Source organism: Mesorhizobium sp. WSM4308, from assembly GCF_002294905.1.
Classification (GTDB): domain Bacteria; phylum Pseudomonadota; class Alphaproteobacteria; order Rhizobiales; family Rhizobiaceae; genus Mesorhizobium.
This window is the reverse complement of record NZ_NSFW01000003.1, coordinates 155,221-168,399: the sequence shown is the minus strand read 5'-3', so window position 1 is coordinate 168,399 and position 13,179 is coordinate 155,221. Positions and strand designations below refer to the sequence as shown.

Here is a 13,179-nt window from a genome sequence, read left to right as displayed (position 1 = left end):
CGCGGAACTCATGGTGACGGCCAGGCGGATCGCATCCTTGTCCCGCATGCCTGGCAGCGCTCCTGATAGGCACGATACGCCGCGCCGCTTGATCAACCGGCGAAGGATTCCGTAAGATTGCTCCGCTTGTCCTGGACGCAAATGTCAGGTCGGGTCTTCGCGGTGCAGATCGTGGATGGTGACGCCGTCGGCATTGGTCGGCAGTGTCAGCCATTTGCGATGGCGCAAGGTGCGTTGCGTGTCTTCCAGGCCCGTGTCCCAATGCTCGCGCATCGAGGTGCCGGAGAACTCGTAGTCCTTAGCGTGACCTTCATAGCCCTTGTGCTGGTAGATCAGGTGCACGATGTTGACCAGGCCGGCATCCGAATAGTCCGCGATCAGCGCTTCTTCCGCCGGCGTCAGCTGCTCCTTGGGCACGCGCTTCAGCGCCTCGAGCAGGCGCATCTTCAGGCCATGGATGCGCTTGAAATTGTCGGTGTTCTGGCGCGTGCGGCTGGAATACATGATGTCCTTGTGGCGCGACAGCACGTCCGGCATGCTGCGCGGCAGCACGCCGCGCGCGCTGAACAGGTCGACCTGGAACACCAGCGACGAACGGTCCTCTTCCTGGTCGAGCAGATATTGCAGCGGCGTGTTGGAGACGATGCCGCCGTCCCAATAGTACTCGCCTTCTATGCGGACCGACGGAAAGGCCGGCGGCAGCGCGCCGCTGGCCATGATGTGCTCGGGCCCGATGCGGACCTTGTCGGTATCGAAATAGACGAAGTTGCCGGTCCGCACATTGACCGCGCCGACGCTCAGCCGTTTCTTGCCGTCGTTGAGGATGTCGAAATCGATCAGGCTCTCCAGCGTGTCCTTCAGCTCGGCGGTGTCGTAGAAGCTGGTGGCGCCCTCGGCGCCGGGATGCTCGAACCAGGGGTTGGGATTGCGCGGCTTGAAGAAGCCGGGCTGGCCCATGGTCATGGTCATCCACGACGAGGTACGGTTGCGGATGTCGCGGTAGATGTCGCCTTCCGGCGTATAGGCCCAGATCTTGCGGCCCGAGATGGTCTGCCAGAACTGTTCGAGCCGCTGCAGGCGGCGGCTGGACTCGTTGCCGGCGATGATCGAGGCGTTGATGGCGCCGATCGACACGCCCGACAGCCAGCTCGGCTCGCAGCCGGCATCGGCCAGCGCCTGATAGACGCCGGCCTGGTAGGCGCCGAGCGCGCCGCCGCCCTGGAACACCAAAGCGATGCGGTCATATTGCGCCGAGATCTCCGCGATCGTGGCGGCGGCTTCCTTGTTTCGATAGCGTTCAAGCACGAATTTTCTCCGGCTGGGTTGTGCTGGTTGCGAGCCGGCTGTGATCGGCAAGATAGTCGTGGACAACCTCGCCCAACCCAAGCGTCAAATCGGCCTTGAAGTGGACGGCGGAGACGATGTCGAGCACCGGCAGCTTGGCCACGTCGGCCATGACGTGGGGCCTGAGATCAAGCGCCGCCGGCGCCGTCCAGGCCTCCTTCAGCGTGATGTCGGTGAGGTAATAGCGCACCAGCTCGCAGATACGCGGGCCGCCGTCGACATGCGGGATGATCTTGATCAGGAAATTGGGCGCGGCGAGCGCGGCGAGCACGGAATCATGGTCGGCTTCCCGGTGTTTGTAGCCCATCGTGCCGGTGGCGCACAGAACGCTGCCATAATGCAGCGTGCCGACGATCACCTCGCCTTCATGGATGATCTTGGGATTGGCCAGTTTCTTCGGAAAGCCCCACAGCTCGCGGCCGCCGGCGATCGGCGCGTCGTCGTCGAGATACATCGAGTGGACGTAGCCGCCATGCTGGCCCTTGTACTTCACCGGAATGACCTGGCCGGTCTCGGTATAGTCGCCGAAGCCGGTGGAGTCGGGCATGCGGATGAATTCATACTTGACCAGCGGTTCGTCGATCTCCAGGGGCGCCGGCACGACGGCCTCCAGCGCCTCGCGTGTCGTGCGATAGGTGATGATGATGTATTCGCGGTCGAAGAACCGGTAGGGACCTGGCGGGAAGGACGGGTTGGTCAGCGGCATCGCATAGGCGCGCTTCACGACATCGGCGATTTCCAAGCTGCACCCCCAAGGTTCTGTCGGATGAATTTCGTTCAGGAATGACCGCGCGAATGCGCAACCGATTATGTTGCACGGCACCATGACAGTGCCGTGTCAGCCAAACGACCGTGGTTTCGCGGCGGGCGAGGCCGTGCCGGCGCTGTCGTCTGGCTGTAATCGCATCGACACATGGCTCTGTCATTGTCATGTTGCGACGCACAATTATATGCTGTCATTCCCCTCCCACCTCTCGCGAGATCACCATGGGTTCCCTGTCTTCGAAGAATGCCCTCGTCACCGGCTCGACCAGCGGTATCGGCCTGGCCATTGCCCGCGCCTTCGCCGCCGAGGGCGCCAACGTCACAATCAATGGTCTTGGCGACCCCGCGGCCATCGAGCAGGAGCGCTTGGGCATCGAGAGGGATTTCGGCGTCAAGTGCCGCTACTCCGACGCCAACATGATGGATGGGGGGGCGGTAAGCGCCATGGTGCATGATGCCGAGGCGGCGTTCGGCAGTCTCGACATCCTAGTCAACAATGCCGGCATCCAGCATGTCGCGCCGATCGAGGAGTTTCCCGACGACAAATGGGAAGCCATCATCCGCATCAATCTTCTGGCGGCCTTCTATGCCATCAAGGCTGCGGTGCCGGGCATGAAGGCGCGCAAATGGGGCCGCATCATCAACACGGCTTCGGCGCACGCGCTGGTCGCCTCGCCGTTCAAATCGGCCTATGTGTCGGCCAAGCATGGCATTGCAGGGCTGACCAAGACGGTGGCGCTGGAAGTCGCGCAGGACGGCATCACCGTCAACGCCATCGCGCCCGGCTATGTCTGGACGCCGCTGGTCGAAAAGCAGATCCCCGACACGATGAAGGCGCGCGGCATGACCGAGGAACAGGTCAAGCATGACGTGCTGCTCGCCGCACAGCCGACGAAGGAATTCGTCACTGTCGAGGAACTTGCCGCGCTGACGCTGTTCCTGTGCTCCGATGCCGCCAGGCAGATCACCGGCACGACCTTGCCAATGGACGGCGGCTGGACGGCACAGTAGAGGGGCAATCGAGCGTCGCGTGTTCTGGCCGGCGCCACGCGGCACCGGCGGGAAGGGTACGGCCAGTTCCATGAAAATCATCCAGCTCTCCGATCCGCATCTGATGACGCCGGGTGGCCTGCTCTACGGGTCCGATCCGCTCGTAAGGCTGGAGGCCTGCCTTGCCGACATCGGCAAGAACCACGCCGATGCCGAACTGGTGGTGATCTCAGGCGACCTGACCAATGACGGCGAGCGTGCGGCCTATGCGGCGTTGCGGGACGGGCTGGCGCAATTTTCGCCGCCCTGCCGGCTGATGCTCGGCAACCATGACGACCGGACGCTCTTCCTCGAAATGTTCCCCGATGCCGCCGCCGAGCAGGGGTTTGTGCAGAGCGTGTTCGATGGCACAGAGGGCCGGCTGATCCTGCTCGACACGCTGGACAGCGGCCATGTCGAGGGCAGGCTCTGCCCGGCGCGCCTCGACTGGCTCGACGAACGGCTGCAAGAGGCGGGCAACCGGCCGGTCTTCCTGTTCATGCATCACCCGCCGTTCCGGATACACATGCCGGTGCTCGATGAGGTCAGGCTTGCGGACGCCGATGCCTTCCATGACGTGCTGTCGCGCCACGGCAATGTCCGCCATATCTTCGCCGGCCATGTCCACCGGCAGATCGCCGGCAGCTGGCGAGGAATACCGGTCAGCACGCTGCGCAGCACCAACCACCAGACCGCGCTCGATTTTTCGCAGAGCTGGAGCCTGGGGCACGAGCCGCCCGCCTATGCCGTGATCTTGATCGATGCGGAGGGGGCGATCGTGCATTTTCACGATTTTCCCGTCGGCGCTGCTGACCGGGCTCCGTAAGGCCGTCCATCCCTGGATAGCGGTCCTGACGACACAGTCGCCATGGCCGGTGGACAAGTCCTGTGCCGCCGTCGCGGCTGTGGGCTTTTACACTTGTTCGCAGTCTGCGCAGCGACGTCAAAAAGCATTCGGATTTGGACATTAGTCTTGACAGAAATACAGATGTTCAATACCCGTCAAGCGAATGAACAAGCCTGCAATGTGGGAGGAATGAGCGGTATGGCTTCCAATATTTCGTTGACGGGCCTTGCCCGCGATCTCGATGAGCGCGGCAAATCGGGCAAGCCCATCCGCATCGGCCTGATCGGCTCCGGCGAGATGGGAACCGACATCGTCACCCGCGTCGCCCATATGTCCGGCATCGAGATCGGCGCGATCTCGGAACTGAACCTGCCGGCCGCCAGCAAGGCGGTGGACATCGCCTTCCAGGAAACCGGCCATGCGCGTGAAGTGTCGAACGCTTCGGCGATGACGGCTGCCATGGAGGCCGGCAAGGTGGCGGTCACCAATGACGCCAGCCTGGTCATCAACAATGATCTGATCGACGTGGTGATCGACGCGACCGGCGTTCCCGCCGTCGGCGCCGAGATCGGCCTGCGCGCCATGGAGCATGGCAAGCATCTGGTGATGATGAATGTCGAGGCCGACGTCACCATCGGCGCCTATCTGAAGAGCGAGGCCGACCGGCTGGGCGTCACCTATTCGCTGGGCGCCGGCGACGAGCCGTCCTCCTGCATGGAGCTGATCGAATTCGTCTCGGCCATGGGCCATCCCATCGTCGCCGCGGGCAAGGGCAAGAACAATCCGCTCAACATCGACGCCACGCCGCCGGCCTACGAGGAGGAGGCCAGGCGCAGGCATATGAATGTGCGCATGCTGGTGGAATTCGTCGACGGTTCGAAAACCATGGTCGAGATGGCGGCGATCGCCAATGCCACCGGGCTGGTGCCCGACAAGGCCGGCATGCATGGCCCCGCCGCGACTCTCGGCGAGCTCTCGAAAGTACTGGTGCCTGAAAAGGATGGCGGCGTGCTGTCCAGGGTCGGCGTCGTCGACTACTCGATCGGCAAGGGCGTGGCGCCCGGCGTCTTCGTCGTCGCCGACATGTCGCATCCGCGCATTTCGGAGCGCATGGAAGACCTGAAGATGGGCAAGGGCCCGTATTTCACCTTCCACCGCCCCTATCACCTGACCTCGCTCGAAGTGCCGCTGACCTGTGCCCGCGTCGTGCTCTACGGCAAGGCCGACATGGTGCCGCTGGCCAAGCCGGTGGCCGAAGTCGCCGCCGTGGCCAAGAAAGACATGCAGCCCGGCGAGAAGCTCGATGCGATCGGCGAATATTGCTACCGCGCCTGGATCATGACGGCGCCGGAAGCGCATGCCGCCAGGGCCATTCCCTGCGGGCTGCTGCAGGGCGGCTCGGTCACCGCGCCGATCAAGAAGGGCGAGCTGATCACCTATGCCAATGCCGCCCCGGCCCCGGGCTCCAAGATCGCCGAACTGCGCGCCCGCCAGGACAAGCTCGTCTACGGAACCGTGGGAGCCTGATCATGGCCGGAGCCAGCAAAGCCGTCGCGGACAGTCGCGCCAACCTGCCTTTCGTCTATCGCCAGTACAGCGCTGAGCAGCTCAAGCAGGTGCTCTACAAGATGTACCTCATCCGCCGCTTCGAAGAGGGCGCGGAGGAGAGCTACACGCGCGGCCTGATCCACGGCACCATGCACCTGTCGATCGGCCAGGAAGCCAGCGCCATGGGCATCTGCATGCCGCTTGGCGAGGATGACCAGATCACCTCGACGCATCGCGGCCATGGCCACTGCATCGCCAAGGGCGCCGAGGTCAAGCGCATGTTCGCCGAGTTCTTCGGCAAGACCACCGGCTACTGCAAGGGCCGCGGCGGTTCGATGCACATCGCCGATGTCGCCAAGGGCAATCTCGGCGCCAACGGCATCGTCGGCGGCGGCATTCCGATCGCCGTCGGGGCGGCACTCTCCTCCAAGATGATGAAGACCGGCAAGGTCGTCGTCTCCTTCTTCGGCGACGGCGCCAACAATGAAGGCGCCTTCCACGAGGCGCTCAACATGGCGGCGGTCTGGAAGCTGCCGGTCATCTTCGTCTGCGAAAACAATGGTTACGGCATGTCGACTTCGACCGCCCGTTCGACCGCGGTCAAGAACATCGCCGACCGCGCCGCCGCCTATTCGATGCCCGGCGTCATAGTCAACGGCAACATTTTCTCGGAGGTCGCCGAGGCCTCGTACAAGGCCGTCGAGCGCGCCCGCGCCGGCGAGGGGCCGACGCTGATCGAGTCCAAGACCTACCGCCATCGCGGCCATTCCAAGAGCGACCGCAACCGCTACCGCACCAAGGAAGAGATCGAGGACTGGATGTCGAACCGCGACCCGATCACGCTGTTCGAGAACGAACTGCGCGACTTCGGCTTCATCGACGACAAGGGCATCGAAGCCATTCGCAGTGAGGTGGCGCAGGAGATCGCCGATGGCATCGAGTTCGCCAAGGCGAGCCCGTCGCCTGACGTCAGCGAGACCGGAAATTACGTGTATACGGAGCAGGCGTGATGGACGCGATGGTGCGTGAACTGAGCTACGCCCAGGCGATCCAGGAAGCCATGGCGATCGCCATGGACATGGACGAACGCGTCTTCCTGATGGGCGAGGATATCGGCGTCTATGGCGGCGCCTTCCAGGTGACCGGCGATCTGGTCGAGCGCTATGGCACCGAGCGGGTGATCGACACGCCGATCTCGGAACTGGGCGGCGCGGGCGTTGCGGTGGGTGCGGCGCTCACCGGCATGCGGCCGATCTTCGAGTTCCAGTTTTCCGATTTCGCCACGCTCGCCATGGAGCAGATCGTCAACCAGGCGGCCAAGATGCGCTTCATGCTGGGCGGCGAGGTTTCGGTTCCCGTGGTGATGCGCTTTCCCGCGGGCTCGGGCACAGGCGCGGCCGCGCAGCACAGCCAGAGCCTGGAGGCCTGGCTCGGCCATGTGCCAGGGCTGAAGGTCATCCAGCCGGCGACGCCCTATGATGCCAAGGGCATGCTCCTGGCCGCCGTCGCCGATCCCGATCCGGTGATGATCTTCGAGCACAAGCTGCTCTACAAGATGAAGGGTCCGGTTCCCGAGGACTATTACACGGTGCCGATCGGCAAGGCCGACATCCGCCGCGAAGGCCGCGACCTCACCATCGTCGCCACCTCGATCATGGTGCAGAAGGCGCTCGACGCCGCCGCCACGCTGGAAGCCGAAGGCATCGACGTCGAAGTCGTCGACCTCCGCACCATCCGGCCGATGGACAAGCAGACCGTCATCGACAGCGTCAAGAAGACGTCGCGGCTGATGTGCGTCTACGAGGCGGTCAAGACGCTGGGCATCGGCGCCGAGGTCAGCGCGATGATCGCCGAGAGCGAGGCGTTCGACTATCTCGATGCGCCGATCGTGCGGCTGGGCGGTGCCGAGACGCCGATCCCCTACAATCCGGAGCTCGAAAAAGCCACGGTGCCACAGGTTCCCGACATCATCAGCGCCGCGCGCGACCTCGTCAAAGGGGTTCGCTGAGACATGCCGACCGAAGTCATTCTTCCCAAGGTCGACATGGACATGGCGACCGGACAGATCTCGCGCTGGTTCGCCGAGGAAGGCGCGCGCGTCAAGAAGGGCGATGTGCTGTTCGAGATCGAGACCGACAAGGCGGCGATGGAGATCGACGCGCCGGCCAGCGGCGTGCTGCGCGACGTCACCGGCAAGGAAGGCATCGACATTCCGGTCGGCGCGCCGGTTGCGTGGATTTATGCCGACGATGAGGCTTATGGGGCTGATGTCACTGCGGCAAAGCAGGACAAAGGGCCAATCTCCCCACCCGTGGAGGAGATGTCGGCGAAGCCGACAGAAGGGACCCCGCCAACGTCGCATTCGGTCACGCCCCCCTCTGCCCTGCCGGGCATCTCCCCCACAAGGGAGGAGATTGGCCAATCGCCGTCGGGCGCACGCGCGACACCGCTTGCGCGACGTCTGGCTCGCGAGGCAGGACTTGCTCTTGCAAGCATCATCGGCACCGGCCCATACGGCCGCGTGGTCAAGGCGGACATTGACGCGGCGATTGCCAAGGGTGGCTTCAAGGAGGCGGTGATCCCTGAGGCTCCCGCCGCTGCTATCGCAGCAGTCCCGTCAGCAAAGCCGATGTCGGACGACCAGGTGCTGAAGTTGTTTGAACCCGGCTCCTACGAACTCGTCCCGCACGACAACATGCGCAAGACCATTGCGCGTCGCCTGGTCGAGGCCAAGTCCACCATCCCGCATTTCTACCTCACGCTCGACTGCGAACTCGATGCGCTCCTGGCCTTGCGCACGCAGATCAATGCGGCCGCACCAATGAAAAAGACCGAGAAGGGTGACGTGCCTGCCTACAAGCTGTCGGTCAACGACATGGTCATCAAGGCGATGGCGATGGCGCTGAAGGCGGTGCCGGATGCCAATGCCTCGTGGACCGAAAGCGCCATGGTCAAGCACAAGCATGCCGATGTCGGCGTCGCCGTGTCGATCCCCGGCGGCCTGATCACGCCGATCATTCGGCATGCGGACGAAAAGACACTCTCCACCATCTCCAACGAGATGAAGGATCTGGCCAGCCGCGCCCGCAGCCGCAAACTGAAGCCGGAAGAGTATCAGGGCGGCACGACGGCCGTCTCCAATCTCGGCATGTTCGGCATCAAGGATTTTGCCGCCGTAATCAACCCGCCGCATGCGACGATCCTGGCGGTCGGCGCCGGCGAGGAGCGGGCGGTGGTCAAGAATGGCGAGATCAAAATCGCCACCGTGATGTCGGTGACCTTGTCGACCGACCATCGCGCGGTTGACGGGGCGCTCGGCGCGGAACTGCTGGTCGCCTTCAAACGGCTGATCGAGAACCCGATGGGCATGCTGGTCTAGAAGCCTGTCAAAGCAGCCCTGAGGCTCGTGGGACGCCCGTTCCGCGGGCCCGTATCGTCATGCCGTGAGAGCATTCAGCGCTAGGCTGTTGCCTGATCTGTTTGCGCATGCGCAGTGTCATCCACCAGTCATATGCGCCGTGCAGGGAGGAAGAGACGGGGAGCCGGCCAGGGGCCGGACCGGTCATGCACAGACAAGACAGGAGGTCTCATGAAGACGCTACTCATCAAGCTGCTGGCCAGCCAGCTGGCGCTCGCGGCAACTTTGTTTGCCGGCGTGGCAAACGCCGAAACACTGACGCTCTACACATCGCAGCCGGAAGCCGACGCGGCCAAGACCGTGGACGCCTTCAAGAAGGCGCAGCCCGGCACCGACGTGACCATCTATCGTTCCGGGACCAGCGACATCCTCACCAAGATGGCGGCCGAGTTCGCCGCCGGCAGCCCGCAGCCCGACGTGCTTTTGATCGCCGACGCGGTCTCGATGGAGCTGTTGAAGAAGGACGACCGGCTGCTGCCTTATCCCGAAGCCAAGCTCGATGGCATCGAAGCCGATGCCTATGACGCCGACAAGACCTATTTCGGCAGCAAGCTGATCACCACCGGCATCGTCTACAACACTGCGGCTGCTGAAAAGCCGCAGCATTGGGCCGATCTCGCCAAACCCGCCTATGCCGATGGCCTGGTCATGCCGAGCCCGCTCTATTCGGGTGCGGCCGCCTATCTGCTTTCCGGCTTTGCCGGCGATAGCAACTATGGCTGGGACTTCTTCCAGAAGCTTAAGACCAACAACACCGTCAGTGTGCGCGGCAACGGTGCCGTGCTGAAGTCGGTGGCATCAGGCGAGAAGCCCTATGGCATCCTCGTCGACTTCATGGCGATGAACGCCAAGAAGAAGGGCTCGCCGGTCGAGTTCGTGTTCCCGAGCGAAGGCGTGCCGGCGGTGACCGAACCGGTCGCCATCATGAAGACCGCGAGGGATGTCGACGGCGCCAAGAAGTTCGTCGACTTCATTCTGTCGGATGAAGGCCAGAAGCTGGCGCTGTCCATGGGCTATCTGCCGGCGCGTGCCTCGGTCGGCCGTCCCGAATGGCTGCCGGACGGCGTCAAGGTCAAGGTGATGCCGTTCGACACCAAGGCGATCGTCGCCAAGACCGACGCCGACAAGGCGAAGTTCCAGGAACTGTTCGGCGGCTGAGCCGGCAATCGCGGCGGGATGTCGTTTCGGCGGCATCCCGGATCTCAGGAAACACAACCATGCCAACACGCATCAGGGAAAGCCGGGGCCAGGAAATGGCCCTGACGGCGGCGGCAGCCATCGTCATCGTGCTGCTTTCGCTGCTGCCCATGCTGCGCCTGGTCAGGGAGATCGTGGCACCTGGCGGCACGCTGTCGACCGTGGCCATTGCGGCCGGGCTGAGAAGCCCGGCGACCTGGATCGCGACATGGCATACGCTGGTCGTCGGCATCGGCGGCACCTTGCTTGCGGTGCTGTCGGGAACGCTGGTGGCGGTGCTGGTCTCGTTGACCGACATACGCGGCCGCAGCACACTGGTGCTGTGCTACGTCATGCCGCTGATGATCGCGCCGCAGGTGACGGCGCTGGCCTGGCTGCAGCTGTTCGGCCCGGCAAGCCCATTCCTCAAGCTGTTCGGAGCCGCGCCGCCGCTCGGCACGAAAAACCCGCTTTACTCGACGTCAGGCATCATCCTGCTGTTGGGCGTCCAATATGGCCCGCTGGTGTTCCTGCTGGTGCGTGCCGGCCTGCGCAAGCTGCCGCGCGAACTGGTGGAGGCGGCACGCGCCGGTGGCGCCGACTGGTTCACGGTGCTGGTCACCATCGTGCTGCCGCTGATGACGCCGTCGATCATGGCGGCGGCGGCATTGGCCTTCGTGTCCTGCGTCGGCAATTTCGGCATTCCGGCTTTCCTCGGCATTCCCGCCAACTACCTGGTGCTGCCGACCCTTATCTATCAGAAGCTGGCCGGCGGTGGTCCGGCCGTGCTCGGCGAGACCGCGTTCCTATCGGTGCTGATCGGCGTCATCGCCATGGCTGGCATTCTCGCCCAGGAGGTGATGGGCCGCCGCCGCGACTACCGCATCTCCTCGACATCGCTGCCGGCCGAACCCTACGAACTCGGCCGCTGGCGGGCTATTGTCCAGGCCGGCCTGTGGCTGCTGATCGTGCTGGTGCTGTTCCTGCCGCTGTTCGGGCTGGTGCTGACCTCGCTGGTGCCGGGCTATGGCATCGCGCTCACCGCCAAGACGGCGACGCTCGACAATTATCGTTTCGTGCTGTTCGAGCATGACGCCGCCAACCGCGCCTTCTTCAACAGTTTCTGGCTGTCGATCGCGGCCGCCTTCTTCGCTGTCGTGGTCGCCGTGCTGATCGGCTACCTCATCGCCTGGGGCAAGCAGCGCTGGGTGCGGCTGCTCAATCTGGCGGTCGAACTGCCCTATGCCTTGCCCGGCGTGGTGCTGGCGATCGCCTCGCTGCTGCTCTTCCTCAGGCCGATCCCACTGACCGGCATCCAACTCTACAACACGGTCTGGATCATCCTCTACGCCTACCTCGCCCGCTTCCTGGTGCTGGCGCTGCGGCCGACCATCAGCGGCTATCACCAGATCGACCGGGCGCTGGAGGAGGCCGCGCAGGTGGCGGGCGCCGGCCTGTTCACGCGCATGCGCACCATCATCTTTCCACTGGTCGCGCCGGCGGCGATCGCCGGTGGTCTGCTGATCTTCATGACGGCGCTCAGCGAACTCACCGTCTCGGCGCTGCTGTGGTCGTCAGGCTCGGAGACGATCGGCGTGGTGATGTTTTCCTTCGAACAGGGCGGCGATTCCAACTATGCGGCGGCGATGTCGGTCATCACGGTCGCGGTCACCTTCGTGCTGATGCTGGTGACCAATCTGCTTGCCCCTTACCTTCCCAGCGGAGTGTTGCCATGGCGCGACTGAGCCTGGACCATGTGACCAAGAGCTTCGCCAACTTCGACGCCGTGAAGGACGTCTCGATCGACGTTGCCGACGGCGAGTTCCTCGCCGTGCTCGGACCTTCCGGCTGCGGCAAGACGACGTTGCTCAGGCTCGTCGCCGGATTCGAGAAAGTGAGCTCGGGCGAAATCCGCATCGGCAGCGATGTCGTGTCGAGCAGCGTCGGCAGCGTCGCGCCGGAAAAGCGGCGCGTCGGCATCGTCTTCCAGAACTATGCGCTGTGGCCGCACATGACGGTGGCCGAGAATATCGGCTATTCGCTGAAGGTGGCGAAGCTCGACAAGGCGGTGGCGCGCCAGAAGGTGGAAGACGCGCTGGCTCTGGTCAATTTGCAGGGACTGGGCGAGCGCAGGCCGGCCAATCTTTCCGGCGGCCAGCGCCAGCGCGTGGCGCTGGCGCGCTGTCTCGTCGCCGCACCGTCGCTGGTGCTGTTCGACGAGCCGCTCGCCAATCTCGACGTGCATCTGAGGGCCTCGATGGAGGATGAGTTCGCCGCTTTTCACAAGCGCACCGGTACGACCATCGTCTACATCACCCACGATCAGGCCGAGGCGATGGCGCTGGCCGATCGCATCGCCGTGATGGATCATGGCCGCCTGGCACAGCTGGCGACGCCGCGCGAGCTCTATCATGAGCCGGCAAATGAGATGGTGGCGTCTTTCATCTCGCAAGGCATCCTGCTGCCGGCGGATGTCCTGACGGGCGAAGACGGCGGCCATTGCAAGGTCAGGGTCCTGGGAACCGAGCTGGTGGTCCGCTGCCGCCCCGGCGAACGGCCGCGTGCGGGTGCTAAGATCTGCTGCCGGTCGGCCGATCTCGACGTCTCGCCGGATGGGCCAGGCTTTGACGGTCTCGTCAAACGGGTGATCTACCAGGGTGGCGGTGCGCGCATCGAATTCGCGCCCGCCGCGGCGCCCGACCTCACTTTGCATTTCGAGCAGCCAGACCCGGTTGCGCTCGGGAGCGGAGCCCAGGCACGGCTGCGCATAAGATCCGGCTGGCTGATCCCGGCGGGGCCCGGTTCGTGATGATGCTGGACCTGCTTGGCGGCTTCGGGGAAAAGGGCCGGACCAGCCTTGCCGTCGGCAGCGGCGGCGACCGCATCCTGCTCGATATAGGCATCAAGGTCGGCGCCTCCGGCGCGGAATATTATCCGGCGCTCGACGGTCCGGTCGACGACATAGACGCTCTTCGTCTCGCACGCCCACGAGGATCATGTCGGTGCGCTGAGCTGGCTGTTGTCGCGCGTGAAGAATCCTGAGTTCACCGAC

At 64.1% G+C, this 13,179-nt stretch carries 11 protein-coding genes and 1 pseudogene; 10 read left to right on the top strand and 2 right to left on the bottom strand.

All coding sequences use genetic code 11. From position 1 onward, the window contains the following. Positions 1-144: 144 nt before the first annotated feature. Positions 145-1,305: a patatin-like phospholipase family protein gene (locus CK227_RS06570; protein ID WP_095772194.1), complete on the bottom strand. Its 1,161-nt coding sequence runs from the start codon at positions 1,303-1,305 to the stop codon at positions 145-147. Beyond that, on the bottom strand, positions 1,298-2,086 hold the full coding sequence (locus tag CK227_RS06565; protein ID WP_095772195.1) for an acetoacetate decarboxylase: 789 nt from the start codon (positions 2,084-2,086) through the stop codon (positions 1,298-1,300). The genes CK227_RS06570 and CK227_RS06565 overlap by 8 nt, the downstream gene beginning before the upstream one ends. Positions 2,087-2,331: 245 nt before the next feature. On the opposite strand from CK227_RS06565, the gene CK227_RS06560 reads away from it, so the two are divergent. The 10 genes and pseudogenes from CK227_RS06560 to CK227_RS36635 form a co-directional block, all read left to right on the top strand. Beyond that, entirely contained in the window at positions 2,332-3,120 is a 789-nt protein-coding gene (locus tag CK227_RS06560) for a 3-hydroxybutyrate dehydrogenase (protein WP_095772196.1), read from the top strand. Positions 3,121-3,190: 70 nt separating this feature from the next. Then, on the top strand, positions 3,191-3,964 hold the full coding sequence (locus CK227_RS06555; RefSeq protein ID WP_095772358.1) for a phosphodiesterase: 774 nt from the start codon (positions 3,191-3,193) through the stop codon (positions 3,962-3,964). A gap of 219 nt (positions 3,965-4,183) precedes the next feature. Beyond that, positions 4,184-5,512 (top strand): NAD(P)H-dependent oxidoreductase, encoded by a 1,329-nt coding sequence (locus CK227_RS06550; RefSeq protein WP_095772197.1) that lies wholly within the window; start codon positions 4,184-4,186, stop codon positions 5,510-5,512. Positions 5,513-5,514: 2 nt separating this feature from the next. Then, positions 5,515-6,543 (top strand): thiamine pyrophosphate-dependent dehydrogenase E1 component subunit alpha, encoded by a 1,029-nt coding sequence (locus CK227_RS06545; RefSeq protein ID WP_095772198.1) that lies wholly within the window; start codon positions 5,515-5,517, stop codon positions 6,541-6,543. Next, a complete protein-coding gene (locus tag CK227_RS06540; RefSeq protein ID WP_095772199.1) occupies positions 6,543-7,541 on the top strand; it encodes an alpha-ketoacid dehydrogenase subunit beta in 999 nt (332 codons plus the stop codon). The genes CK227_RS06545 and CK227_RS06540 overlap by 1 nt, the downstream gene beginning before the upstream one ends. Positions 7,542-7,544: 3 nt before the next feature. Continuing rightward, positions 7,545-8,912: a pyruvate dehydrogenase complex dihydrolipoamide acetyltransferase gene (locus CK227_RS06535; protein ID WP_095772200.1), complete on the top strand. Its 1,368-nt coding sequence runs from the start codon at positions 7,545-7,547 to the stop codon at positions 8,910-8,912. 210 nt (positions 8,913-9,122) lie between these two features. After that, positions 9,123-10,109 carry an ABC transporter substrate-binding protein gene (locus CK227_RS06530; protein WP_095772201.1) on the top strand — a complete coding sequence of 329 codons (987 nt, stop codon included), beginning with the start codon at positions 9,123-9,125 and terminating at the stop codon, positions 10,107-10,109. A 59-nt stretch (positions 10,110-10,168) separates the two neighbouring features. After that, positions 10,169-11,872 carry an iron ABC transporter permease gene (locus tag CK227_RS06525; protein WP_095772202.1) on the top strand — a complete coding sequence of 568 codons (1,704 nt, stop codon included), beginning with the start codon at positions 10,169-10,171 and terminating at the stop codon, positions 11,870-11,872. After that, positions 11,860-12,936: an ABC transporter ATP-binding protein gene (locus CK227_RS06520; protein ID WP_095772203.1), complete on the top strand. Its 1,077-nt coding sequence runs from the start codon at positions 11,860-11,862 to the stop codon at positions 12,934-12,936. Before CK227_RS06525 ends, CK227_RS06520 begins: the two co-directional genes overlap by 13 nt. Then, a pseudogene (locus CK227_RS36635) lies at positions 12,936-13,155 on the top strand (MBL fold metallo-hydrolase); the annotation flags it as partial. The gene CK227_RS06520 and the pseudogene CK227_RS36635, both read left to right, overlap by 1 nt. Between the last annotated feature and the right edge of the window lie 24 nt (positions 13,156-13,179).